We start from the raw sequence: 22,492 nt of genomic DNA on the forward strand, positions 1-22,492 counted from the left end.
ACCCAAGGAACCCCACCGTGTCAAAGCGCATCGAAGTCTCCGACCTCAACGTCTACTACGGCAACTTCAAGGCCGTCGAAGACGTCTCCCTCAAGATCGAACCCCGCACGGTCACGGCCTTCATCGGCCCGAGCGGTTGCGGCAAGTCAACGTTCCTCCGCACTCTGAACCGGATGCACGAGGTGATCCCCGGCGCATACGTCGAGGGTGAGGTCAACATCGACGGCAACAACCTCTACGGCCCGGGCGTCGACCCGGTGATCGTGCGTCGGCAGGTGGGCATGGTCTTCCAGCGCCCCAACCCCTTCCCGACCATGTCGATCCGCGACAACGTGCTCGCAGGCGTGAAGCTCAACAACCGCCGGATGTCGAAGAGCGAAGCCGACGATCTCGTCGAGTCGTCGCTGCGTGGCGCCAACCTTTGGAACGAGGTCAAGGACCGCCTCGCACTTCCCGGCTCGGGCATCTCGGGTGGCCAGCAGCAGCGTCTCTGCATCGCACGTGCCATCGCCGTCTCCCCCGACGTGCTCCTGATGGACGAGCCGTGCTCGGCCCTCGACCCGATCTCAACCCTCGCCATCGAGGACCTGATCGAGGAACTCAAGAACGACTACACGATCGTGATCGTCACGCACAACATGCAGCAGGCATCCCGCGTCTCCGACCGCACCGCTTTCTTCAACATCGCGGGCACCGGCAAGCCGGGCAAACTCATCGAGTACAACGACACCAACATGATCTTCTCGAACCCGTCCGTTCAGGCCACCGAGGACTACGTCTCGGGCCGCTTCGGCTAAAGCCGCGCCTTCTGGGACGCAAACGAGCCCAGGGTCCCCGCCCGAGAATCCGTGATTCTCGCTCAGGAGCCCTGGGCTCGTTTTTGCGTGTGGTCTTGGTCGTGCGGTCGCTAGGAGTTGATGGCGACGATGGGCTGGGTCGTCGGCTGCGAGGAGCCGCCGCGGGGTTCCACCGTGACCCCGACAGTGTCGCCTGCCGACATCGTGCCGTCGAGGACTCGCCAGGTGGCCGGATCGCCAGAGTTCGGCGTCATGGTTCCGGCTGCGGTGGCCTTGCCGTCGCGGATGTACCAGAGCTCGTAGGTCTTGTCATTCGGGAGCGACGGCAGGTCCTTCGCGACCAGCGCTGACTGGCCGAGGCTGCCCGACCAGACGAGGGTCGCGGTCCCCCGCCGTCGACGTCAGCACTCGCGCGCTGCGCATCGGGAGCGGCGTTGATCGCGGCGAGCGCGGACGCCTGCTGCACGTCGAACGAATTGCTGCCAGCGATGGAGGTGCCGAGCAGTGCTCCGCCGACGAAGATCACGACCGCGGCTGCTGCTGCTGTCACGATCGCGATCGGACGCGTGAACCAGCGCCCACGAGCCTTGGTCTCGGCGGGTGTGAGCTGCGCGGGGGCGGCGTCGGCGGGCGCGGATGCCACGAGCTCCGCATCCGGAACCCGAGGGGCTTCGGGCGCATCGAGCGGGGAAGCTGCGGGGTCGCAGCGAGCTTCGCGAACAGGTCGGCCTTGAGCGACGCGGGAGGCGTCACCGGCTCGGCGGTGAGCGCAAGCTCGGTCGCGGTGTCTTCGAACTCGCGGGCCTCGTCGTCGTTCTGGGCGCCGAGCTCGTAGCCGAGGCGCGACGAGGGGCGTTCGTCTCGGTCGGTCATCACGTCACCCCCAGTTCTTGTCTCAGCCGTATCATCGCATCGCGCAGCCGTGTTTTCGCTGTACCGAGTGGGATGCCGAGCCTCTCGGCGACCTCGCTCTGGCTGTAGCCGCCGAAGTAGGCGAGAGTGACAGCTTCGCGTTGGGCGTCGGACAGCTTGGACATCGCCTCCTCCACCCTTTCGCTTTCGACACGGACCTCGACGGTCTCGGCAACCTGGTCGTACGCCGTGGGGAGATCACGTATTCCCACGGCAGTGTCCCGGTTCCGCGAAGCCTGCGCTGAACGGATCCGGTCGATCGCGCGTCGGTGGGCCATCGTCATGATCCACGTCAACGCTCGACCCTTATTCGGATCGAACCGCGCTGCGGATTGCCAGATCTCGAGGAACACTTCCTGCGTGACCTCTTCCGACTGCGCCGGGTCGATCATGACCCGGCGGATGAGGCCGAGAACGCGAGCAGCGGTGTGATCGTAAAGCACCGAGAATGCGGCCTGATCGCCTGTCGCAGTCTGCGCGAGAAGCGCGTCGAGATCGACGGCGGCCGTGTCGTCCACGTCGTCTCCGCTCTCCCGTTGCACTTCACAAGCATCGCAGGTTGCCGCTGATCCGGTGCACAAGCGCCCCGACAAAGGAAAAGCCGGGCCGCAGAACGCCTCTCGGCGCGAGGCCGCTCGGAGCGGCTAATTTTGGAGCCCGGGGTTACTGCGGCCCGGCAGTCAACAAGTTTACCCGAGCGCGGCGGCCACGGTACGGCGTGGCGTTCGCGGGCCGAGAACAGAGAAAGTCAGTCGAGCCATTCACTGCGCCACAGGCGGGCACAGGAGGTGAGCTCCTCAGCCGTCCGTGTGAATCGCAGCGCGCGCGTGGTGAGCTCACTGGCGCGCTCGGGCTGGGTCGCGTCCTGATCGTCGGCGACGGATGCGCATCCTGCAGCCGTCACGCGGCAGAACGCGGCAGCGCGGTCGAGCGCAACCGCGAAATCGCCCTCGAACAGGCCTCTCAGGATGCGGTCCGCGAGCTCGGTGATCTCGGCCGGCCCGGTCGGTGCCCCCGCACCCGCCACAACGGGATCGATCGTGGAAACCACCTCGGTGCCGCGCTGGAACAGGAAGCTCGTGCCCTCCGGATCCTGTCGGATCAGCAGTCGTAGCAGGTAGATGCGCCAGAGAGCGCCCGGCAAACTCTTCGCGTTCGAGCGCGACCAGAGTTCGGCGATCGCGTCGATGCCGTGCGCATCCGTGAACGATACGAGCTTGTCGACGACGTCGGAATCGGGGTCGGCACGCACCCGGTTCAGCAGTGCGTGCGCCGTCTCGTGCGCGACCCTGCTGATCTGGGCCGGGTCCTCACCACCCATGAACGCCTCGAACATCCCGCTCGGGAAAGTGGTCGGCTTGTGGAAATGGTCGCTCATGCCATCCATTCTGCGCCCGGCACGGCAGTAACAAAATCCACGATAGATTAGAGACGTATGGGCCTGTAGCTCAGTTGGCAGAGCATCGGACTTTTAATCCGCGGGTCGTGGGTTCGAGCCCCACCGGGCCCACCCTCTTTGATCGTTGATTTCCAACCGATGGCCTCAGAGCGCCTGCTACGTTGTCGAACGCCTTGCGCTTCCAGTTATTAGCCCCACCCGTCGTCCACGGACTATGGCGACCGTCACGCCCACCGTTAGCAGGACGCTATAGAGCCATCCCGAGATGGCTAGGCCGAGGTCAATCCAATCCGTGTCCCGAGGCGTCGCTACAGATGCCCATACGACGAAGACGGCTACCGCTGTCATCACGATGGTGGCGGTCCAGCGAACGACGAGTCTCCAGATCATTCCCCACGCATCGAGATGCGGCGGCGGTACCGCGACTCGCGCAAGCCACATGCCCGGGCGGGCCAGCCCTGTCGGGTGCTTCGCGTCGCTCACGTCTCGAATCGTACTGCTTGGAACCGCAAGTGAAGTGGTACGATATCTTGTACCATTTGGAGGAACCATGGCCATCACGGCAAGCGAGGCGCGCAGCGATCTCTTCGGACTCATCGAACGCGTCAACCTCGATCAGACCGAAGTCGAGATCACCTCGAAGCGTGGTTCGGCCGTGCTGATGTCGAAGGATGAGTACGACGCGCTGCTCGAGACGACGTACCTCCTGCGCTCCCCCAAGAACGCACGACGCCTCATCGACGCCGTCGAGAGCGCTCGCGCGGGAGATATCACTGAGCACGGCCTGACTGGTGAGTGACCGCAAGCTCGCGTGGACGGCCGGCGGCTGGGAAGACTACGTCTACTGGCAGGGCCAAGACCGTCGAACGCTCAAGCGCATCAACCTCCTGATCGAGGACATCCTCCGCGACGACCCCTTCGACGGAGTCGGCAAGCCGGAACCTCTGAAACATGCTCTCGCCGGCGCGTGGTCACGGCGCATCGATGAAGCCAACCGTCTCGTGTACCTCGTTGACGACGCACACGTGATCATCCTGCAAGCTCGCTACCACTACTGACACGACATGGATGAACCTGTGAGCGTGAGGATCTTCATTCCAGACGACATCGTCATGGACGGCGACGTTCCGCAGCCGATTGCGGGAGTCGTCATTCCTGAGATGGGAGTTCGACTGGGTCGGATGTGGACAGCCGACGGTCGCGACGAAACCTTTGAAGGTGTGGTGGAATGGCGCCGAGCCGACGAGCCTAATCACCTCTTTGAGACGGCGTTCGCAACTTCGCGGTTCAAGGTGCTGACGCAGGATGCTGCGAAGGGCCACCTTCCCGAAGTGGGCGACCGAGTCGAATTACGCGGGACCTTGTCCTGCGTGCGTTCATACGAGTTCCAGGCGTTCGATCTTCCTGACACTCGACAATCGTGGCGTGTTGCCGCGGTTCTTGCGCACGATCGCAACGGGTACTTGATCGAGGCGGACCCCATCCCACCCCTCAGTTCGCCTGCTCACACTTTGCCAACTATCAGGTGAGTTCGATCCCGGTCGCCGCGGCCTTTCTGGCCGTACCTTGCCGTCAGTCCTGGGCCGGCAGGATCGTCTTGCGCATCACGGTCTTGCTCTTGCCGATGTGGCGCTCGAATATGAAACCCGCCTTCTCGAACATGGCCCTCGTACCGTTGTGGAGGAACGAGGACGACGTCCTCTTGCCCGGCGCGAGCTCGTTGGGGAACGAGACCACCTCGCCTCCACCAGCCTGCGCGATCAACTCGAGCGCACCATCCAGAGCCTCCCGCGCCACACCTGAACGTCGGTGGTCGCGGTCGACGAAGAAGCATGTAATCCGCCACGGCGCGGGCTTGGCCTCGCCCGCGTCGTACTCCTTGCGGTGGTAGATGCGCGGCAGTTCGACTGGACTGCCGTATTCGCACCAGGCGATCGCGTCGTCGCCGTCGAAGACGAGCGCGGCGTGTGCGACGCCCTCCGCCACGAGCCGCTGCTTGAACGTCGGGCCGTCGTACTCACTCTTGATCGTGCCTTCCGTGTCACCGTGGAAGTACGAGCAGTAGCACCCGCCCCAGACCCCGTTGTGCTTCTGCGCGAGCGCCAGCCACGCGGGGAAGGTTTCGGGAGTGAGCGGTTTGATCACGTGCGATGTCGTCAGGGTCATGGAAGCCTCCTAGCGCCGACGCTGCCAGTCTGCCAACGCCTCCGACTCTGGACAAGCGTTGCAGAATTCGCTTTGGAGGACACTGGCCTCCTCCCCTAGCCGATGTTGGCGGCGACCGACGGAGGAACGGGGCGGCCCTGCGCGCGGAGGTAGACGGTCGCCTGTGCGAGGAACATGAGCATGAACTGCACGTAGGCCTCGATTTGTTCGTTCGCAGTGCGGGTGAGATCTGGACGGTCGATCGGTGCTTTCGGGTCGAAGTGCGACGACGTCAGGATGGCGACCAGTTCATCATCCTGAGCATCGAACAGTCGACGCGCCATCGCGAGCGAGGCGGGAGGGATCGGTTCGGACCAGACCATCACGCCACGTGTGAAAGACCTGAGGTAGTCCCGTTGCGTCGCGATCGCTTGGCCCAGGAGCGCCGCCCAGGTCAACGCGTCGCGTCCCGGAGAAAAGGCGAGATCCTCGTCGGTCACAGCATCGAGGACAGCATTGCGCATGCTGTGCAGGCCGGGGATCCAGGTCGTGTAGTCCATCACGCCACGCGACGGTGTCGACCCGCTTGATTCACGGACTCCGAGGCTTCTGGGCGAGAAGACGTTGCCAAACGTCAACGGTAGTGCGAAGCCCCGGATCTGTCGCCGGAGAGTCCACAGGTTTATGCTGAAAGTCGGAGAGCCGGGAAGCCTGGTCGGCCCGCGTCACGCGGAACGGTCCGGGCACCTGTTCGGACGTTGACGTTCGACCAAGGAGCTCCCATGACCTCACCGGGCCCTGCCCTGGCGGCAGTCCGCCTCACCCGTCGTTTTGCCACCGGCGCCGGGGTCACCGACGTGAGCCTCGGCATCGCGCCGCGCGAGATCGTCGCCCTCGTCGGCCTCAACGGCGCGGGCAAGACCACTCTCATGCGGCTGCTGCTCGGGATGCTGCGACCCACCGAGGGCACAGCCGTCCTGTTGGGGCAGACACTCGCGAAGATCCCGCAACGCACCTGGTCGAACATTGGCCACGCGATCGAAACCTCGCCGGGGTACCCAGACCTGACCGTGCGGCGCAATCTGGAGATCAGCGCGCGGCTGCGTGGTGTGCGCGCGCGGCAAGCGGCGATCAGCGTCGTCGTCGACGAGTTCGACATCGGCGGCTACCTGTCGCAGAACGTCCGAACACTCTCAATGGGCAACCGACAGCGCGCCGGCCTCGCGGCAGCGCTGGTGCACGACCCTCGTGTCATCGTGCTCGATGAGCCCACGAACGCGCTCGACCCGTCCGGTGTGATCCGGCTGCGGGAGAGCCTGCTCCGACGGTCGGCGGACGGGGCTGCGATCCTCGTCAGCAGCCACCACCTCGACGAAGTCGCCCGCTTCGCGGATCGCATCCTGGTCATGAATCGCGGTCGCCTCATCGGTGAACTGCCGCCCCACACGCCCGAACTGGAGCACGTTCTGTTCGAGACTCTGCGGTCGGATGACGCGGAGCGTGGACTGTGATCGCCGCGCTCTGGGCCGAGGCTGTGAAGCTCGCCAGTTCGCTCGCCGGCAAAGTCGCGACGGCAGCGATCGTCGGCGGCGTGATCGCGCTGAGCTGCGTCATCCTCGCCGCCGTCGACTCCGGCAACGTCGACGTGATCTCCAAGCTCGGGCCCGGTGCGTCGAGCGACTGGACTGGATTCCTCCGGTCGTCTGCACAGATCACTGCAGCAGGTGGCCTCGGCGGATTCGGCATCATCCTGGCCTGGATGTTCGGCCGCGAGTTCACGGAGAACACTGTCTCGAACCTCTTCGGCCTTCCGGTCGGACGCGCCACGATCGCGCTGAGCAAGCTGGTGACATATGCCATCTGGTCGGTCTTGGTCTCGCTCGTCCTCAGTCTCGGCCTGCTGGTCAGCGGACTGATCGCCGGACTCGGGGATGTGACCGGCGAGGTGACCCTCGGACTCCTGCGTCAGACGGCGCTTGCCGTCATGACCGCTGTTCTCGCTCTGCCGATCGCCTGGATCGCAACTCTGGCGCGCTCCGTGCTCGGCGGCGTCGGCGCAACAGCGGGGCTGATCGTGATCGGACAGTTCTCGGTGCTCGCGGGGGCGGGCGCGTGGATGCCGTTGGCGGCTCCGGCGCTGTGGGGCCTTTCGGGCGGCAGTGGAGCCACGCCTCTTCAGCTCGGGATGCTCATCCCTTATGCCGCCGTTTCGGTCGCGCTGACCGCACTCGCTTGGAAGCGACTGGAACTCGATCGCTGAAGTGCCGTCAGGCAGGCTCGTCGGCGTGATCGGTTTCGTCGTCACGGAGTTCCGCCATGGCGAGTCGCGCCGCCAGCCACGCCCTCGCGCGGGAGAGCAGTGCACGCGCCGGCGCGCTTTCGCGAGCGTAGTTCTCGAACCCGTGCGGTGCTCCCCGGATGAGATCGACCGTGACATCGACGCCGCTTGCCCGGAGGCGGTCGGCGTATGCGCGATTTTCGTCGGCGAAGAGCTCGATGTCGCTCACCGAGATCCAGGTCGGGGGAAGGCCGGTGAGGTCGGCTCGGCGTGCAGGGACTGCGTACGGTGGCTCGCTGGCTTGGCCAGGTTCGTGGCCCAGGTAGCTGCTCCATCCGACACGATTTGCCGCGTTATTCCAGATCCAGTGATCGACGCTGTCGAGGTCACGGTCGGCCGCGGTCCGGTCATCGAGCATCGGGCTGAAGAGCCACTGCGCGATCGGCTGCACCCCGCCTTCATCGTGGAGTCGCTGCACCAGGGATGCCGCTAGCCCACCACCCGCGCTCTCACCACCGACCACGATCCGAGCGGGGTCGACGCCGAGTCCCGAGGCGTGCTCCTGGAACCAGCGCCACGACTCGGCGAGCTCGTTGAGTGCGGTCGGGAAGGTCTGCCGAGGCGCGAGACTGTACTCAGCCGACACCACGATCGTCCCCAGCTCGGAGGCAACGCTCCCGCACAGCGGATCATCCTGCTTCGCGACACCCATCACCATGCCGCCTCCGTGGATCCACAACAGACCGCCGTCGCTCAACACCCGATCCGGGGTGTAGATACGAAGGCGGAGGGATCCGGATCGTACCGTCGAGATCGTGACCCCGGGCGTCTGCACCGGCTTGAGAAGCTTCGTGGCGACTCTCACGATCGCCATGAGCGGCCGGCTGCTCACATCGGGGGACTTCAGCTTGAGTGTCGCTTCTCGCAGTGTCGGGTCGATCACGTACACATCCATGGCCGTCCGTCACCTTCGGCTCGCTAATACGGAACGCTCTGTTTCGTACTTGCTGAGAGTAGCTGCGGGCCGACTTACCGCGCGCAACGGCGCGCGTTCAGCGGTCGGCGAGCAGTTCCCGCGTCTCGGCGACGTAGCGATCCTGAAAGGCCGGGTCGCTGACCTGGGCCGAAGCGGTCATCGGCCGCCCATTCTCGTTGTAGTAGACCCCTGTGGCGTCCGAGGTATCTGTCACAACTCCCGCGATCATCCGGGCAGCCCTCTTCGGCGTGCTGAAGTACGGCAACGGCGACAGCACGGGTCCCAGGATCTTCGCGAGTCGCTGCGCCGCGGGGCTCGCGTCCCGCGAGAGGTTCGAGCCAGGATTCACGCCCGGTTCGATGGCGCGGAAGCGAAGTCGCGGGAACTCCCGCGCGAACGAGAGCACCGTTGCGAGGCCGCCCTGCTTCGAGGTGGCGTACGCGTCATAGCCGCCGTGGGTGGAGCCGCCGGGCATCCATTCCCCGCGGGCGCTGGCCTCGGCCGAGATGTAGCGCGAACCCCGATAACCGGCACGGTGCGCGATCTTGCGGTCCGCATCCTCGACCGCCGACACGATGAACGTCACCGTGGTGCCATCGGCGAGGTTCGGGATGAGCGCCTCGGTGAACGCGAACGGACCCAGGTGGTCGGTGGCGAAGGTGAGATCGAAGCCCGCAACGGTCTTCGACGCGGTCGATGGCATGATTCCGGCGTTGTTCAGCACGCCGCCGATCGACAGGTCGAGCGCGACGATCTCGGCGGCAGCGTGGCGGACGCTGTCCACGTCGGAGAAGTCGGCGATCACGGTCACCGCGTCGCTGCCGATTGACCGGATCTCGGCTTGCACCTCGGCGAGCTTCTTCGGATCACGGCCGACGAGAACGACCGTCCCGTGCTTGGCCAGCTCGAGGGCGGTGCGGAGTCCGATGCCGGAGGTGGGGCCGGTGATGACCCAGGCGGGAGAGGTGTTCATAGTGTTTCCGTTGCTTCCATTCGTGAGGGGGACGCGAGCACGCGCCACATGGCGTCGAAGCCGGCTGCGCTGTGACCTGCCGCGTTCTCGGGCTCCCGGATCATGGCATCCGCCGTGCTCTCGATGATGGCCGTCGAGAGACCGAGGACGAAGCCGAGCGGCTGGTCGTCCATCGGGCCGCCACTCCTCGCTCGCTCGAGCAACGCGGCAAGATCGCGAAACCCGAGGCTGACCTTTTCGTGCGTCTCCGCGGTGATGTTGTCGGCGACATCGAGCTGAGCCAGCGCGCGGCGCTTCTCAGGGAACGACGTGGCCCACGTCATCCAGCGCGTCCAGAGGTAGTGGACCTGGTCGCGGATAGCGGCGTCGGTCGGCAGCCCAGCGGTCACGGCAGCCCCCATCCCCGCCTTGAGGTCGATGTAGAGCTCGTTCACCAAGGTCGACTTCGAGTCGAAGTACAGGAAAAGCGACCCGTTCGAGACGCCGGCCTCTTTCGCGATCGCGGCCGTCGCGGCACCGAGGCCCCGGGTCGCGATCACACGCGTCGCCGCGGCCAGGATCGCGGTTCGTCGTTCGTCGCTTCGGGGTCGGGCCATGCGACGAGTCTAATAAAAGAGTGATCAGTCAATCAACCACGAAAATGAACCGTCTACGGGGTGAACACGACGCGCCGGGTCGCGCTGCGAGCATCCGTCCACGTCTGTTCGACCGCTTCGAGCGGCACAGGATGCGCGCCGACCGCGAACATCCCGTCTGTGATGGCCTGCGCCAGAGCCGGGAGCTCGGTCAGGATCTCGCGAGTGCTCACCGAGCCCTGGCCGCTGCCGACGATCTGCAGACGCGCGGCGCGCAACGCGGCAGAGGGGATCTCGGCGACGGGGCCGGCGACGGAGCCGATCTCGATCCAGGTGAGGGGCTTTCCACGATCCGCACGATCCGTGACGACGGCCACCAGGGCAGCGGCGGTCGGCTCGCCCCAGAGGTAGTCGATGACGACGTCGACATCGGTCGTCGCCTGGCCGAGTCGACGAGCGACGTCAGCAGGCTCACCGCCTAGCAGCACTGTCTCCGTTGCACCGAGCGCCGGCAGGTCGGCAAGCCTCGCCGCATCGCGTCCGGCGGCGACGACCTTATTGGCGCCCAAATGCTTCGTGACCTGCACGGCCAGCTGCCCGGCGTTCCCGGTCGCACCCAGGATGAGAACGTTCTGTCCTGCCTCGAACCGCACCCGCTGGCGCAGCGCGATCCAGGACGACATCGCGGGATTCATGGCGGCTGCCACCGCGACGGGGTCGCTGGTCTCGTCGAGTACGACGCTTCGCCTCGGGTCGACGACGGTCTGCTCGGCCAGCGATCCCCGAGTCGTGTCAGGCAGGATGAAGTAGCGCAGAAGTCCGTCGGGCCCGCGGCCCACTCCGTCGATGCCCGGTACGAGCGGCAGCTCATCGGTGCTGGTGTAGTGCGAGCCGTTCGCCTGCGATCGCACGCGGGGGTGGAGTCCTGCCGCGATCACATCGACGACGAGCTCGTCGGCGCTCTCGGCGATCGGGCTCGGGATGTCCTCGAGACGGGGCGGCTGGTCGAACGATGCGACGACGGCGGCTTTCATGACGGGTTCCTCACAGACATCCGAGTCAGACATAGTTGGTGATGCGAACTAAATTAGTTGGCATTACGAACCGAGTCAAGTACTCTGCCTGAGTGGCCCGCCAACCGATCGACCCCTCCCCCGAGTCCCTCGTGGACGCGATCGTGCAGACCTCGTTCGCCGCGATGGCCGTCCTGAACACGATCGGCGCCGACAACGACCTCTCACTCACGCAGCTGCGGGTGCTCGGCATCCTGCGCGACCGCCGCCTCAGGATGACCGAGCTCGCCGACTACCTGGGCCTCGAGAAGTCGACGATGAGCGGCCTCGTCGACCGGGCCGAGAGGCGAGGGCTGCTCGCCCGAGCCCCGAGTGCCGACGACGGTCGAGCGGTGGACGTCTTCCTCACCGATGCGGGGGTGGAGCTGGGCGAGCGCCTCTACGCGCAGGTGGCTCACTCCGTCTCGCGGTCGACGGATGCGCTGAGCGACGCCGAACAGGCGACGCTCAAGGATCTGCTGAGCCGGATGCTCGCCTCACCCGTCAGGAACTAGCCTTCGCCGCCTGAAGCGACGCGATCTCTGCTCGGGCCGCAGCGACCAGCTCCTCGTTGGTGTTGGCATGGCCCTTCAGACCCCAGCCGCCCTCGGGCGCCTCGGTCAGGAGCACCCAGGTGCGATCGCCGATGGCGGAATCGCCCGCTGCAGCGACGATCACCGCGGTGAGCTGTTCGACGACCGCAAGCTGCTTGGCCCGGTCGAGCGCGCCCGCGTTCGTCAGCACCTGCACGCGCACATAGTTGCTCTCGCCGTTCACGTTGGCGAGGTCGCCCTCCGGGAGCTCATGGATGAACGCGGCGGTGTTCTGACGGAACATCGGGATGTTCGGCACCTGCTCGACCGTCATCACTGTGGTGGCGATGTCGATGGCGAGCTGATGCTTGTCGGCGAAGGTTCCGACGGTGGCGTAGACGTCGATCATGGGCATGGCATGCTCCTTGGCGTGAGTCGAGATTATGATGCTCGTCATATCCTGTTGTATGACGAGCGTCATAGTCAAGGGGTGCGCGAGGCAACTATGCTGCGAGTCATACCGGGATGAGACGAGAGGACCGCCGAGTGGCGAACGATACGAAGGAGCGAATGGTCCGCGGTGCCGTGCGATTGCTCGCCACCCGCGGCCTGCAGGAGACCTCGTTCTCCGAGGTGCTCGAGATCGCCAAGGCTCCCCGAGGATCGATCTACCACCACTTCCCCGAGGGCAAGGAGCAGCTGGTCTCCGCCGCCGTCGACTTGGCCGGCACCAACGCTCTCATCGTGCTCGATCGCCTGGAGGGAGCGACAGCCGAGCACGTGACCGCGAGCTTTCTCGGGCTGTGGCGCGAGGTGCTCACCCGCTCCGACCTGCACGCAGGATGCTCGGTGCTCGCCGTGACCGTCGCCACCGACTCCGTCGAGCTGCTCGACCGTGCCGCGGACGTCTTTCGAGCCTGGCGCGCCAGGCTCGCCGAGCTCATGCGCGCCGGTGGTCTTTCCCCGAGCGATGCGCTCCCGTTTGCCGTCACGCTCATCGCCGCATCCGAGGGAGCGGTCGTGCTGAGCCGCGCCGAGCGCAGCCTCGAACCCTTCGACCTGGTCGCCGAGCACCTCGGCCGGCAGGTGGCGGAGCTGGCCGAGCGAGGACGTGTGGCGTCCGCGGAGGCCTAGTCGGCCGCGAGCTCAGCCCTTGCCGTTGCCCTTGCCGTTCCCGTTGCCCTTGTCCTTCGCGGGTTTCTCTTTGACGGGCTTCTCTTTCACAGGACCGTCCGTCGTGGGCACCGGGGCAGGCGTCAGTGACGGAGACGGCGTGTTCGACGCCACCGGCGCAACGGGCACACTCGAGGTCGAGGTCGACGGCGTGTGCGTCGGTTCAGACTGCGGGTCAGGAGCGTTGACCAATACCGCGGCGACGACGACCAGTCCGGCGACGACGACCGCGCCGGCCGCAACCACCCACGCGAGCACCTTGCGCCGCGGCTTCTTCTCAGGCTCAACTCGAAGGGGCGCAGCACGCACGGGTGCGGTCATCGGCTCTGTCGCGACGAGTTCGGGCGCAATGGTGGGTGTCGCATCCATCACCATCGTCGGCGCCCACTCCGCAAGATCTGCCGCGTGCTCCCTGGCAACCATCGACACTTCGACGGCATCCGGACGCGCCTCGGGATCGCGGGCGGTCATCCGGGTCAGCAACTCGTCCCAGGCGGCGGGCAGGCCGGGCGGGATGCGCGCATCCTGAACCAGCCGGGCGCCGATCCCCTCGGCCGGGGTGCCCGCGAACGCCCGCACACCTGTGAGCGCTTCGATGAGGATCAGACCGAGCGCGTAGATGTCCGACGGAGGTCCTGGCTCGGCGCCCTGCGCCTGTTCCGGACTGAGATAGGCGGCGGTACCGATGACGACGCCGTCGGTCGTGATCCGTTCAGAGCCGATCAGGTGCGCGATGCCGAAGTCGGCGAGCTTGCCGCGGTACGGCTGCGCAGGCAGACCGGTGAGGGCGAGCAGGATGTTCGCGGGCTTCAGGTCGCGATGCACGATGCCCGCGGCGTGCACCGCTACCAGTGCCTCCGCCAGCTCGGCGGCGAGAATCCCGACCTCCCCCGGTGGCAGCGGGCCGCGATCGAGTTCATCGCGCAGGCTGGGCCCATCCACCAGCTCCATGACGATGTAGCTGGGTTCGACCGAGCCGGGCGCAGCGAGATGAGCGTCGAACAGCGTGACGAGATTCGGATGATTCAGGCGGGCGAGTGTCTGCGCTTCGGCTCGCCGCCGCGCGTCGTCGCTCGCTTCGCCGGCACTGAACGCCTTGACGGCGACGATCCGGTCGAGCTGCGTGTCCCGTGCACGGTAGACGGCAGCCATCCCGCCGCGTCCGATCACGTGGAGGAGCTCGAAGCGATCACCGAGGGTGATCCCGCTCAGGTCGTCGATGGTCGTGCTCCTTCTCGGGTCGGATAGCGCCGTCCACACTAACCTCGAACCCTGAACCTGGCCACCCGCCGAGAATGTCTAGATTAACTAGCGAATCGGTGGTCTGAATGGGTGGATGAGCGACTCGCCGGCAGACGCGGACCCGGGAACCCGGAGCGTACTTAACGCACTCCGCGCGTATCGGGCCGCGGAAGCGGCGATGCGCCGTCGCCGCGGCGTCGCCATGAAGATCACGGAGAACGACTTCCTGGCCCTGCGCTTCATCCTCGCCAACGACGACGCGGGCCGGGTGACCAACGCCAAGGACATCGCGCACTATCTGGGCATCTCCAGCGCATCCACCACGACGCTCATCGGCCGGCTGGTGAGCGACGGGTACGTGCAGAAACGGGCTAGTACGACCGATCGCCGCTCGATCGAGATCGTGCCGTTGCGGCTGACGGATGCGCCCATCCGGGAGGCCGTCGGCGACACGCACGAGCTGGTCATCCAGGCCGCGGAGTCGCTCAGCCCGGAGGAACGCCAGACCGTCGCGCGCTTTCTCGAGCGGCTGCAGACGGCGGTCGACCGGATCGACGACGACCAGGGCGCGTAACGCGTACTCCCAAATTCGTCAGAATTCAACGGTCCGACCCCGTTGTTAGTTTCGTGAACTAGTTGTTGTGTTGATGCCGCCAAGGGTTCGCAACCGCGACCCGATCCCAAAAGGAGCCCCATCACATGAACATCCTGCTGATCGTCATCGCGATCATCGCCATCATCCTGCTTCTCACGGGCGGATTTGTGCAGTCGCTCAACTTCTTGCTGTGGGTGGGCATCGTGCTGCTCGTCATCGCCGTCATCGTCTGGCTGGTCCGGATGCTGACCGGCAGCCGCCGAGCCTAGGCACCGCCGCAGCATCCACACCAACACACGACAAGGAAGGACACCACCATGAGCTTAGGAACCGGAATCGTCCTGTTCGTCATCGGCGCGATCCTCGCCTTCGCCCTCAATCTGCAGGTCTCGTGGGTCGACCTCCACATGATCGGCTACATCCTGATGATCGCCGGCGTCGTCGGCATCATCCTCGGGATCGTGCTGCTCACGAGGCGTCGCAGTGCGGTGTCGACGAGCCGCACGGCCGTCGACCCCGCCACGGGTGACCGGGTCAGCCGCCGCGAAAGCAGCATCGACGACCCGCAGATCTGATCGGCACGACCGCACCATCGGGTGGGGGAGGAAGCGGCCAGGCGCCGCTGCCTCCCCCACCGCCTCTCTGTCGACCTGCCACTCCTTCGACGGGGTGACCGCCGACTTCTGAGCTTCTGACCCGCCCAACACCTCTAGCCGAATCCGAGACACTCAATGACCGACAAGACTCCCGATGCCACGCAGGATCACCCGCTCGACGCCGCGCCCGACCCGGAGTTCGAGTACGGCGGCTTCAGCGTGAACATCGTTCCGATCGCCGGTTCCGACCAGCGGTGGCGCGTCTCCGACGACGAGCGCTACTTCGGCGAACTCGCGACCGCGGATCCCGTGAACGGGGAGCCCGGCACCCACTTCGCCAGTCACTTTCCGGGTGAGGAAGACATCCCCCGACGACGGTCGACGACGACTGGAAGAAGGCCGTCCGGTTCCTCATCGACGCTGCCGACTGAACGCTTCGCGCGCCGTGTGGCCCGTCACTGGCCCTCTGGCCCCTTAGGCGGCGTTCGCCTGCGGGGCAGCTTCACGCGCCCGCAACTCGGCGACCAACACGCGATAGCGCTCGGGCTCCAGCCCGAACGTGCTTCGGATGGCCTCGTCTTTGACCGTGGTGTCGCCCGTGTCGGGGTGGTCGGCTTCGAACAGCAGCAGGAGTCTCTCGCGCGGCGTCGGCATACCGCCATCCTGCCGCCGGCCACCGACATCCAGGTGAACGGAAGATGTCAGGGTGCCGTGAGCGCTGTCACCTGCAGCAGCGTGGGCGCAGCCGGGTTGGTGCAGGCCGTGACGGTGTTGTCCTTCACGAACAGCGACTCCTTCGATCCGGGAGGGTACACGCGGAAGCCGTCGGCCTGCTGGGGCGCGCAGTCAGCGCTCGAGTAGTTGAGCGCATTCGTGATCCGCAGGCCCGCCTGCGCCGTGCCACCGGGAGCCAAGGTGACCGTGGGATGGGGCGTCGAACGATCGAAGTCCGCCGCCTTTCCGAGCTGGGTGCCGTTGTTGTCGCCCACGAAGGAGACACCCGGCCAGCCCTGCAGCTTGCACTCGGCCGTTCCGTTGTTGGTGAGCACGAGCGTCACCTCCACGCTTCCGGCCGCTCCCCCGCCGCCCGATGCGATCGTTCCGACGAGGTTCGAAGTGACGCACTGCCCCTCCACGGGCACCGCGGTACTCGTGCCGGTCGGCCGCGGGCTCGCACTCGTGCTCGCGCTGGCCGATGAGCTCGGGGAGTCGGTCGGCGACCCCGTGCCGCCCGCGCATCCGCTCAACGCGAGGGCGGCGGCCGAGAGGACAGCAGCGGCGGCGACGATCACGGACATTCTGACGGGACGCGAAGAGACCATGCCCCTATCTGACCATTATCCGAAGGTGAATGAATAGGCCTGAATACCTTTCGGTATGGTAACGGTCACCGTTCCGGAGGCCGCGTCCGAGGTCTTGAGCAGGCGATACGACGTGGGCGTTCCGTTCACGTCGATGGTCCTCGTCTTGCCGTCCACCGTGTAACTGACCTTGCCTGCGCCGGCCAGCACCATGCGCACTTCGCTCGCTTCGTAATCGAGGCGCACCTTCGCATCCTGAGCCGTCGGCTCGATGTACTGGGTGTTCAGACTCCAGGCGCCGTCGAGCGCGAACTTGTTCGCCGCCAGCTTGGCCGGGAAGGAGAAGTCGGATGTGCTGCTCGAGTACTTCTCGGAGCCGCCGAAGTTCACCACTTTGGTCGAACCGAGATACGACTCTGGAGTCGTGGTGCCGGACTTCGGGGTGGTGTCGGCCACCTCGGTGGCGGCAGGAAGCGTCGCGCCGGGTTTCGCATCCTGAAGCAGCTGACGGATGAGCTTCTCCGTCGACGCGTAGTTGCCCTCGCCGAACTGCACGTTGCGCACGACGCCCTTCGCGTCGATCAGGTAGTGCGCAGGCCAGTAGCGATTGCGGTAATTGGTCCAGGTGCTGAGGTTGTTGTCGATGGCGACGGGATACGTGATGCCGAAGTCCTTCGCGCCGGCCTCCACGTTGGCGGGGACCTTCTCGAACGCGTACTCGGGGGCGTGGATGCCGATGACGTCGAGTCCCGCATCCCGATACGCCTTGTCCCAGGCGACGACGTGCGGGATGGAGCGCTGGCAGTTGATGCAGGAGTACGCCCAGAAGTCGATCAGGACGACCTTGCCCTTCAGCTGGGAGAGCGCGAGCGGCTGATTGCCGGGGGTGTTGAACCACTGCTGGATGCCGGTGATGTCGGGAGCGGTTCCGCAGCTCTGCAGCTTGTCGGAGTCGTTGCTGCACTTGGAGAGGTTCTTGTTCTGGTCGTTCACGATCCCGCCCAGGTTGAGCGCCTTGCTGACCTGATCGGAGTTCGAGAACTGGTTCTGCAGCGCGCTCGTGTAGTCCGGCACCAGCTTCTGGAGCGCCTGCGGCAAGTTGAAGAGCAGGCCGGCCGCGAGGGCGATCATCAGGACGCCGCCGGTGATCCGGATGCCCTTCTGGTGCTTGCGGAACGACTTCACCCGCTCGGCGACCCGGCGTCCGGCGAGCGCGAAGATCAGCAGCGGGATCGCCGCACCGATCGCGAAGGTGACTGTGAGCACGATCGTCTCGGGGCCGATCCGTCCGGTCGAACCGGCCACGGTGATCGCGGCAAGCACGGGACCGGCGCAGGGCACGTAGACCGCGCCGAGCGCGATGCCGAGCACGAAGCCGCCGCGCTCGGTGCCGACGTTCTTCTGCGGGATCCACGAGAACGGTTTCTCGAGGTACTCCTCGAACTTCGGCACGATCAGGCCGACCCCGATGAGGAGCAGCACGACGATGCCGGCGTATCGGAGCACATCCTGAGGTAGGTGCAGGAGCGCGAGGAGGAGCGAGCCGACCAGCGTGAAGATGCTGAAGCTGATCACGAGCCCCAGGATCACGAGGTACGGCCGCCAGCGGGAGACGGTCGTCTCGGCCGGCGCCTCGGTGCGGGTCGCGGTGGCCGTCGCGGTCGCTGTCGTGGTCGCTGTGCCTCCGGGTTCGGGATGCGCGGAGCCGTCGATCCCGTCGGCCTGCGCCTGCCGCGCCTGGGCTTTCTCGGCCCTGGACCCTCGGGCGCTCTGCGCGCCGCCGGAGAAGAAGATGACCGGCAGCACCGGCAGGATGCACGGCGAGATGCCGGTGATGAGCCCACCGAGGAATCCGATGAGAGCGAGGGTGAGGTACACGGTGGCGCCTTCCGATGAGAGGTGCCAGGGGTTCGGAACGGAACGGCCCCCGGATTGTTTGCTCCGATCTCCAATCCGTTGGGCGAACGGTGCCGAACACCGAGCAACAGGCCGCCCACAGCTGCGGTCCACCCCATACGAAGGAGTAGTTCCCATGCGAGTTCAGAAGCGTCACATCATCGCCGTTCTGGGACTCGCCGCAGTGGCCACCCTCGGTCTCTCGGCGTGTTCGTCCGGCAGCAGCGGATCCAGCTCGTCGGGCGACTCGGCCATGACCCAGTCGCCGTCCCCAAGCGCGTCTGCCATGGATCCGGCCGCCGACCTCGTGGGCAGCGGATGCGCCGCCTACGCCAAGGCCGTCCCGGACGGTGCAGGATCGGTCACGGGCATGGCCCAGGACCCGGTGGCCGTCGCCGCCTCCAACAACCCGCTGCTGACCACCCTGGTCTCCGCGGTATCCGGAAAGCTCAACCCGGATGTCAATCTCGTCGACACCCTGAACGGCAGCGAGTTCACGGTGTTCGCACCGGTCGACGACGCGTTCAAGAAGATCGACCCGGCGACCATCGCCACCCTGCAGACCCCGGCCGGCGCAGCGACGCTGACCTCGGTGCTGACCTACCACGTCGTCCCCGGGCAGATCGCCCCTGACAAGATCGACGGCACGCACAAGACCGTGCAGGGTGCCGACGTCACCGTCACCGGAACCGGCGACAACATCATGGTGAACGGCGCCAAGGTCATCTGTGGCGGCGTCCACACCGCCAATGCCACGGTGTACCTCATCGACACCGTGCTGATGCCGCCGGCCAACTGATCCCCTCCGTCCGACCGGCGCATCGCAGAACGGCCCGCCTTTTCGAAGGCGGGCCGTTCCTGTGCCCCGGACTGGGATGATGGGGGGATGAAAGCCGTCGCCGCCTGGCTCGTCCGTTTCTGGCCGATCATCGTTCCGATCGTCGGGGTGGTGCTGCTGGTGGCGGTGTGGAACGCCACCTTCGGGCCGGTGCTCATCGTGGTCGTCGCGCTCGTGCTCGCGGGTTCCGTGCTCGCTGCGGTGCAGCATGCGGAAGTCGTGGCGCACAAGGTCGGGGAGCCGTTCGGTTCGCTGGTGCTCGCCGTTGCGGTCACCGTCATCGAGGTCGCGCTCATCGTGACCCTGATGTCCAGCGGCAAAGGCGCCGACACCCTCGCTCGGGACACCGTCTTCGCCGCGGTGATGATCACCATGAACGGCATCGTGGGGCTGTCCCTGCTGCTCGGCGCATCCCGTCGCGGCACGACGAGCTTCAACGCGGAGGGAACCGGGGCCGCGCTCGCCACCGTGACAGCGCTGGCCACGTTGACACTCGTGCTGCCAACCTTCACCGCGACGGCCGGACCGCAGTTCTCGCCGAGCCAGCTCGTGTTCGCCGCCGTCGCATCCGTCGCCCTCTATGCGATGTTCGTCTTCACCCAGACGGTCGCGCACCGTGACTTCTTCCTGCCGGTGAAGGCGAACGGCAAGCCGCACGACGACGACAGTCACGCCGAGGCGCCGTCCACCCGGACGGCACTGATCAGCGTCGGACTCCTCCTCGTGGCTTTGGTCGCCGTCGTCGGGCTCTCGAAGCTGGAGTCGCCGTCGATCGAGGCCGGAGTGGCCGCGATCGGCTTCCCTCAGTCGTTCGTCGGCGTCGTCATCGCACTGCTCGTGCTGCTGCCGGAGGGCATCTCGGCGGCCAAGGCTGCGGCCCGCAACCGGGTGCAGACCAGCCTCAACCTGGCGCTCGGCTCCGCCATGGCGAGCATCGGCCTGACCATTCCCTCGATCGCGATCGCGTCGATCTGGCTGGCCGGGCCCCTGCTGCTCGGGCTCGGCGCGAGCCAGATCGTGCTGCTCATCCTGACCGTCATCGTGAGCGTGCTGACGATCGTGCCCGGACGGGCGACCCGGCTGCAGGGCGGCGTGCACCTGGTGCTCTTCGCCGCTTTCATCTTCCTGTCGATCGTGCCCTAGCCCATGTCTGACGGCAGGGATCCGCGTGTCGACGACTACCTGAACGGGCTGCCCGACTGGCAGCGCGAGGTGTTCGGCCGGCTGCGGGAGATCGTCCACGAGGCAGACCCCGAGATGCAGGAGACGATCAAGCGCAGCGTGCAGCCGTACTTCGTCCTCGACGGGAACGTCTGCGCCTTTCTCGCGGCCAAGGATCACGTCAACCTGTTCGTGTACGACGGCGCCATCGTGCCCGACCCGACAGGACTCATCACGGCGGGGCACGACAACCAGACTGCGCGCACGATCGGATTCGAGCAGGGAGACACCATCGACCGACCGGCATTGCTGACGTTTCTGCGGCTGATCGTCGCGAACAATCGAGCCGGTGGGTGGCGAAAGCTCAAGCAGGAGGGGCAAGCTTGACGCGGAGGTGCACGCGATGACGACAGAACGCGAGCAGGTCGAGTACCCGGATGAAGCCGGCTACCCGGATGGGACGGGATTCCTCGACGAGGGCTCGGCAGGCGGTGGGAGCGCCGACCCCGACGGCGACGGCCCGCCCGCCCCACCGCTCGACGACCTGGCCGAGTTCGCCATGACCGACGAAGAGGACGAGGACCCGAACCTCTGAGGGTCGGTCAGCCGCGGTTCGCCGCAGCTGCCTTCTCGACCGCTGCGTCGAACAGGGCGGCAGCCGCGAGCTTCGCAGCCAACGGGGTGCCCCCGCACATCGCTGCGCTGGCGGATGCCCCGTCGAACAGTAGTGTCAGCTGCACGGCGAGCACGTGCGCCGAACCCGCACCCGCCGCGACCGCCTGCCGCTCGAAGAAGTCAGTGAGCTGTAGCTTGAACTCCTGAGCGACGAGGGCTGCGGGATGTGCGCGGTCGCGCAACTCCGTGGCCACGTTCACGAACGGGCAGCCGAAGAAGTCGCTCGCCTCGGCCGCGGCGTGCAGGGCGTCATAGACGTGCAGTACACGCTCCCGCGGCGTGGCATCGTCGCCCGTCTCGAAGTAGGAGGCGACCACTCGCGGACCGTACTCGCGGAGCATCTCCGCGACGATCGCATCCTTGCCGTCGAAGTGCTGGTAGATCGAGCGTTTCGAGACGCCGGCCTCGATGGCGAGCTTGTCGACGCCGACAGCGTGGATGCCGTCGCGGACGAACAGCTGGGCGGCTGCTGCGAGGACGCGCTCACGCGGCTTCGGCTTCGGAGGCTTCAGCTCCTGCGGCTTCTCAGCGGTCAGCGCGATGGTGGTCATGACACCGATTCTACGAACTGTGTTGCAAAAAGTAAACCGATCTGTGTATCGTCGTGTAAACAGATCGGTTTACATTTAGGGAAGGACCCCTCATGACAGACATCACCGGGCAGATCGCATTCGTCACCGGCGCCAATCGCGGGCTCGGAGCGGCGTTCGTCGCCGGCCTCCTCGAGCGAGGAGCCGCCAAGGTCTACGCAGCCGCCCGCAATTCTGAGAGCGTCCAGGTCACCGACCCGCGCGTCGTACCGATCGCGCTCGATGTCACCGATGAGGCGAGCATCACGGCCGCAGCCGCCGCAGCCGGCGACGTCACCGTTCTCGTCAACAACGCCGGTATCGCGGTAGGCCAGCCCCTGGTGGCGGGCGACCTCGACGCCATGCGGCGCGAATTCGACACGAACTTCTGGGGTCCGGTGCTCGTGACCCGTGCCTTCGCCCCGGTCATCGCGGGAAACGGCGGCGGTGCCATCATCAACATGCACTCCGCACTCAGCTGGGTGGGTGTCGGATCGTACAGCGCGACCAAGGCGGCCCTCTGGTCGGCCAGCAACTCGGTGCGCGTCGAGCTCGCTCCGCAGAACATCCAGGTCGTCGGCGTTCACGTCGGCTGGGTGGACACCGAGATGGCCGCCCACACGAACGACCCCAAGGTCGCTCCCGAGCAGGTGGTCGCCGAGGCTCTCGACGTCACCGAGGCGGGCGACGCCGAGGCGATCGTCGGCGACTTCGCAAACCTCGTGAAGTCGAAGCTCGACCAGGACGTGCGCGTTCTGTACCCGCAGCTGGCGACCCGCTGAGTTCGGGATGCCCGGTCGTCGCTG

At 66.2% G+C, this 22,492-nt stretch carries 34 protein-coding genes and 1 tRNA gene; 17 read left to right on the forward strand and 18 right to left on the reverse strand.

Annotated features, from left to right (window positions below; all coding sequences use genetic code 11):
• Window positions 1–17: 17 nt before the first annotated feature.
• The gene (gene pstB / locus ACQ86A_RS16220) at window positions 18–797 is read left to right on the forward strand and encodes a phosphate ABC transporter ATP-binding protein PstB (protein ID WP_431277986.1); all 780 of its coding nucleotides are present in this window, start codon (window positions 18–20) and stop codon (window positions 795–797) included.
• A 110-nt stretch (window positions 798–907) separates the two neighbouring features.
• On the opposite strand, the gene ACQ86A_RS16225 is transcribed toward pstB, so the two are convergent.
• The 5 genes from ACQ86A_RS16225 to ACQ86A_RS16245 all read right to left on the reverse strand — a co-directional run bounded on the left by ACQ86A_RS16225 (window position 908) and on the right by ACQ86A_RS16245 (window position 3,087).
• The gene (locus ACQ86A_RS16225; protein ID WP_431280467.1) at window positions 908–1,141 is read right to left on the reverse strand and encodes an anti-sigma factor; all 234 of its coding nucleotides are present in this window, start codon (window positions 1,139–1,141) and stop codon (window positions 908–910) included.
• Entirely contained in the window at window positions 1,048–1,347 is a 300-nt protein-coding gene (locus tag ACQ86A_RS16230; protein ID WP_431277987.1) for a hypothetical protein, read from the reverse strand. The genes ACQ86A_RS16225 and ACQ86A_RS16230 overlap by 94 nt, the downstream gene beginning before the upstream one ends.
• Window positions 1,344–1,670: a hypothetical protein gene (locus tag ACQ86A_RS16235; RefSeq protein ID WP_431277988.1), complete on the reverse strand. Its 327-nt coding sequence runs from the start codon at window positions 1,668–1,670 to the stop codon at window positions 1,344–1,346. The genes ACQ86A_RS16230 and ACQ86A_RS16235 overlap by 4 nt, the downstream gene beginning before the upstream one ends.
• A complete protein-coding gene (locus tag ACQ86A_RS16240; RefSeq protein ID WP_431277989.1) occupies window positions 1,670–2,227 on the reverse strand; it encodes a sigma-70 family RNA polymerase sigma factor in 558 nt (185 codons plus the stop codon). Before ACQ86A_RS16240 ends, ACQ86A_RS16235 begins: the two co-directional genes overlap by 1 nt.
• Before the next feature lie 230 nt (window positions 2,228–2,457).
• Complete coding sequence (locus ACQ86A_RS16245) at window positions 2,458–3,087, reverse strand: DNA-directed RNA polymerase subunit beta (protein ID WP_431277990.1); 630 nt, start codon at window positions 3,085–3,087, stop codon at window positions 2,458–2,460.
• A gap of 59 nt (window positions 3,088–3,146) precedes the next feature.
• Here ACQ86A_RS16245 and ACQ86A_RS16250 point away from each other — a divergent pair.
• The 4 genes from ACQ86A_RS16250 to ACQ86A_RS16265 all read left to right on the forward strand — a co-directional run bounded on the left by ACQ86A_RS16250 (window position 3,147) and on the right by ACQ86A_RS16265 (window position 4,637).
• Window positions 3,147–3,219: transfer RNA gene (locus ACQ86A_RS16250), tRNA-Lys, on the forward strand.
• A 439-nt stretch (window positions 3,220–3,658) separates the two neighbouring features.
• A complete protein-coding gene (locus ACQ86A_RS16255) occupies window positions 3,659–3,907 on the forward strand; it encodes a type II toxin-antitoxin system Phd/YefM family antitoxin (protein ID WP_431277991.1) in 249 nt (82 codons plus the stop codon).
• Entirely contained in the window at window positions 3,900–4,166 is a 267-nt protein-coding gene (locus ACQ86A_RS16260; RefSeq protein ID WP_431277992.1) for a Txe/YoeB family addiction module toxin, read from the forward strand. The genes ACQ86A_RS16255 and ACQ86A_RS16260 overlap by 8 nt, the downstream gene beginning before the upstream one ends.
• A 6-nt stretch (window positions 4,167–4,172) precedes the next feature.
• Window positions 4,173–4,637, forward strand: a complete 465-nt coding sequence (locus ACQ86A_RS16265; protein ID WP_431277993.1) for a hypothetical protein — start codon at window positions 4,173–4,175, stop codon at window positions 4,635–4,637.
• Window positions 4,638–4,680: 43 nt separating this feature from the next.
• On the opposite strand, the gene ACQ86A_RS16270 is transcribed toward ACQ86A_RS16265, so the two are convergent.
• Both ACQ86A_RS16270 and ACQ86A_RS16275 read right to left on the reverse strand, forming a co-directional pair.
• Window positions 4,681–5,274 (reverse strand): GNAT family N-acetyltransferase, encoded by a 594-nt coding sequence (locus ACQ86A_RS16270; RefSeq protein WP_431277994.1) that lies wholly within the window; start codon window positions 5,272–5,274, stop codon window positions 4,681–4,683.
• Window positions 5,275–5,369: 95 nt separating this feature from the next.
• Window positions 5,370–5,813, reverse strand: coding sequence for a hypothetical protein (locus ACQ86A_RS16275; protein ID WP_431277995.1), 444 nt, complete (start codon window positions 5,811–5,813; stop codon window positions 5,370–5,372).
• Window positions 5,814–6,035: 222 nt separating this feature from the next.
• Here ACQ86A_RS16275 and ACQ86A_RS16280 point away from each other — a divergent pair, with 222 nt between their 5' ends.
• Together ACQ86A_RS16280 and ACQ86A_RS16285 are read left to right on the forward strand one after the other, a co-directional pair.
• Window positions 6,036–6,764 carry an ABC transporter ATP-binding protein gene (locus ACQ86A_RS16280; RefSeq protein WP_431277996.1) on the forward strand — a complete coding sequence of 243 codons (729 nt, stop codon included), beginning with the start codon at window positions 6,036–6,038 and terminating at the stop codon, window positions 6,762–6,764.
• A complete protein-coding gene (locus ACQ86A_RS16285) occupies window positions 6,761–7,513 on the forward strand; it encodes an ABC transporter permease (protein ID WP_431277997.1) in 753 nt (250 codons plus the stop codon). Before ACQ86A_RS16280 ends, ACQ86A_RS16285 begins: the two co-directional genes overlap by 4 nt.
• Window positions 7,514–7,520: 7 nt before the next feature.
• Here the strand turns inward: ACQ86A_RS16285 and ACQ86A_RS16290 are convergent, their stop codons facing one another.
• The 4 genes from ACQ86A_RS16290 to ACQ86A_RS16305 all read right to left on the reverse strand — a co-directional run bounded on the left by ACQ86A_RS16290 (window position 7,521) and on the right by ACQ86A_RS16305 (window position 11,089).
• On the reverse strand, window positions 7,521–8,474 hold the full coding sequence (locus ACQ86A_RS16290) for an alpha/beta hydrolase (protein ID WP_431277998.1): 954 nt from the start codon (window positions 8,472–8,474) through the stop codon (window positions 7,521–7,523).
• A 109-nt stretch (window positions 8,475–8,583) separates the two neighbouring features.
• Window positions 8,584–9,480, reverse strand: a complete 897-nt coding sequence (locus ACQ86A_RS16295; RefSeq protein WP_431277999.1) for an SDR family NAD(P)-dependent oxidoreductase — start codon at window positions 9,478–9,480, stop codon at window positions 8,584–8,586.
• Window positions 9,477–10,076 carry a TetR/AcrR family transcriptional regulator gene (locus tag ACQ86A_RS16300; RefSeq protein ID WP_431278000.1) on the reverse strand — a complete coding sequence of 200 codons (600 nt, stop codon included), beginning with the start codon at window positions 10,074–10,076 and terminating at the stop codon, window positions 9,477–9,479. Before ACQ86A_RS16300 ends, ACQ86A_RS16295 begins: the two co-directional genes overlap by 4 nt.
• Before the next feature lie 53 nt (window positions 10,077–10,129).
• Window positions 10,130–11,089 carry a zinc-binding dehydrogenase gene (locus ACQ86A_RS16305; RefSeq protein WP_431278001.1) on the reverse strand — a complete coding sequence of 320 codons (960 nt, stop codon included), beginning with the start codon at window positions 11,087–11,089 and terminating at the stop codon, window positions 10,130–10,132.
• A gap of 92 nt (window positions 11,090–11,181) precedes the next feature.
• Between ACQ86A_RS16305 and ACQ86A_RS16310 the strand changes: the two genes are divergently transcribed.
• A complete protein-coding gene (locus ACQ86A_RS16310) occupies window positions 11,182–11,622 on the forward strand; it encodes a MarR family winged helix-turn-helix transcriptional regulator (RefSeq protein ID WP_431278002.1) in 441 nt (146 codons plus the stop codon).
• Here the strand turns inward: ACQ86A_RS16310 and ACQ86A_RS16315 are convergent.
• Window positions 11,612–12,055, reverse strand: a complete 444-nt coding sequence (locus tag ACQ86A_RS16315) for a tautomerase family protein (protein WP_431278003.1) — start codon at window positions 12,053–12,055, stop codon at window positions 11,612–11,614. The two genes, ACQ86A_RS16310 and ACQ86A_RS16315, sit on opposite strands and share 11 nt — an antisense overlap.
• 131 nt (window positions 12,056–12,186) lie before the next feature.
• On the opposite strand from ACQ86A_RS16315, the gene ACQ86A_RS16320 reads away from it, so the two are divergent.
• Window positions 12,187–12,774: a TetR/AcrR family transcriptional regulator gene (locus ACQ86A_RS16320; protein WP_431278004.1), complete on the forward strand. Its 588-nt coding sequence runs from the start codon at window positions 12,187–12,189 to the stop codon at window positions 12,772–12,774.
• 12 nt (window positions 12,775–12,786) lie between these two features.
• Here the strand turns inward: ACQ86A_RS16320 and ACQ86A_RS16325 are convergent, their stop codons facing one another.
• The gene (locus ACQ86A_RS16325; protein ID WP_431278005.1) at window positions 12,787–14,073 is read right to left on the reverse strand and encodes a serine/threonine-protein kinase; all 1,287 of its coding nucleotides are present in this window, start codon (window positions 14,071–14,073) and stop codon (window positions 12,787–12,789) included.
• Between the two features lie 76 nt (window positions 14,074–14,149).
• Between ACQ86A_RS16325 and ACQ86A_RS16330 the strand changes: the two genes are divergently transcribed.
• From ACQ86A_RS16330 to ACQ86A_RS16340, 3 genes are all read left to right on the forward strand, one after another.
• On the forward strand, window positions 14,150–14,629 hold the full coding sequence (locus tag ACQ86A_RS16330; protein ID WP_431278006.1) for a MarR family winged helix-turn-helix transcriptional regulator: 480 nt from the start codon (window positions 14,150–14,152) through the stop codon (window positions 14,627–14,629).
• A gap of 125 nt (window positions 14,630–14,754) precedes the next feature.
• On the forward strand, window positions 14,755–14,919 hold the full coding sequence (locus tag ACQ86A_RS16335; RefSeq protein ID WP_387237647.1) for a hypothetical protein: 165 nt from the start codon (window positions 14,755–14,757) through the stop codon (window positions 14,917–14,919).
• 48 nt (window positions 14,920–14,967) lie between these two features.
• Window positions 14,968–15,225 carry a DUF6458 family protein gene (locus ACQ86A_RS16340; protein WP_431278007.1) on the forward strand — a complete coding sequence of 86 codons (258 nt, stop codon included), beginning with the start codon at window positions 14,968–14,970 and terminating at the stop codon, window positions 15,223–15,225.
• A 153-nt stretch (window positions 15,226–15,378) separates the two neighbouring features.
• Here ACQ86A_RS16340 and ACQ86A_RS16345 read toward each other — a convergent pair whose 3' ends face one another.
• From ACQ86A_RS16345 to ACQ86A_RS16360, 4 genes are all read right to left on the reverse strand, one after another.
• Window positions 15,379–15,591: a hypothetical protein gene (locus tag ACQ86A_RS16345; protein ID WP_431278008.1), complete on the reverse strand. Its 213-nt coding sequence runs from the start codon at window positions 15,589–15,591 to the stop codon at window positions 15,379–15,381.
• 129 nt (window positions 15,592–15,720) lie between these two features.
• Window positions 15,721–15,900, reverse strand: a complete 180-nt coding sequence (locus tag ACQ86A_RS16350; protein ID WP_431278009.1) for a DUF3263 domain-containing protein — start codon at window positions 15,898–15,900, stop codon at window positions 15,721–15,723.
• Between the two features lie 47 nt (window positions 15,901–15,947).
• Window positions 15,948–16,544, reverse strand: coding sequence for a DUF4232 domain-containing protein (locus ACQ86A_RS16355; RefSeq protein WP_431278010.1), 597 nt, complete (start codon window positions 16,542–16,544; stop codon window positions 15,948–15,950).
• A 39-nt stretch (window positions 16,545–16,583) separates the two neighbouring features.
• A complete protein-coding gene (locus tag ACQ86A_RS16360) occupies window positions 16,584–18,425 on the reverse strand; it encodes a cytochrome c biogenesis protein DipZ (RefSeq protein WP_431278011.1) in 1,842 nt (613 codons plus the stop codon).
• Window positions 18,426–18,579: 154 nt separating this feature from the next.
• Between ACQ86A_RS16360 and ACQ86A_RS16365 the strand changes: the two genes are divergently transcribed.
• From ACQ86A_RS16365 to ACQ86A_RS16380, 4 genes are all read left to right on the forward strand, one after another.
• Complete coding sequence (locus ACQ86A_RS16365; protein ID WP_431278012.1) at window positions 18,580–19,242, forward strand: fasciclin domain-containing protein; 663 nt, start codon at window positions 18,580–18,582, stop codon at window positions 19,240–19,242.
• An 87-nt stretch (window positions 19,243–19,329) separates the two neighbouring features.
• Entirely contained in the window at window positions 19,330–20,424 is a 1,095-nt protein-coding gene (locus ACQ86A_RS16370; RefSeq protein WP_431278013.1) for a calcium:proton antiporter, read from the forward strand.
• A 3-nt stretch (window positions 20,425–20,427) separates the two neighbouring features.
• The gene (locus ACQ86A_RS16375; protein ID WP_431278014.1) at window positions 20,428–20,829 is read left to right on the forward strand and encodes a DUF1801 domain-containing protein; all 402 of its coding nucleotides are present in this window, start codon (window positions 20,428–20,430) and stop codon (window positions 20,827–20,829) included.
• Between the two features lie 16 nt (window positions 20,830–20,845).
• A complete protein-coding gene (locus ACQ86A_RS16380) occupies window positions 20,846–21,037 on the forward strand; it encodes a hypothetical protein (RefSeq protein WP_431278015.1) in 192 nt (63 codons plus the stop codon).
• A gap of 7 nt (window positions 21,038–21,044) precedes the next feature.
• Here the strand turns inward: ACQ86A_RS16380 and ACQ86A_RS16385 are convergent, their stop codons facing one another.
• The gene (locus tag ACQ86A_RS16385; RefSeq protein WP_431278016.1) at window positions 21,045–21,668 is read right to left on the reverse strand and encodes a TetR/AcrR family transcriptional regulator; all 624 of its coding nucleotides are present in this window, start codon (window positions 21,666–21,668) and stop codon (window positions 21,045–21,047) included.
• A gap of 92 nt (window positions 21,669–21,760) precedes the next feature.
• Between ACQ86A_RS16385 and ACQ86A_RS16390 the strand changes: the two genes are divergently transcribed.
• Window positions 21,761–22,468, forward strand: a complete 708-nt coding sequence (locus ACQ86A_RS16390) for an SDR family oxidoreductase (protein WP_431278017.1) — start codon at window positions 21,761–21,763, stop codon at window positions 22,466–22,468.
• The last annotated feature ends 24 nt before the right edge of the window (window positions 22,469–22,492 follow it).

The sequence above is a fragment of the Leifsonia poae genome (assembly GCF_050632195.1).
In the GTDB taxonomy this organism is placed as follows: domain Bacteria; phylum Actinomycetota; class Actinomycetes; order Actinomycetales; family Microbacteriaceae; genus Leifsonia; species Leifsonia poae_C.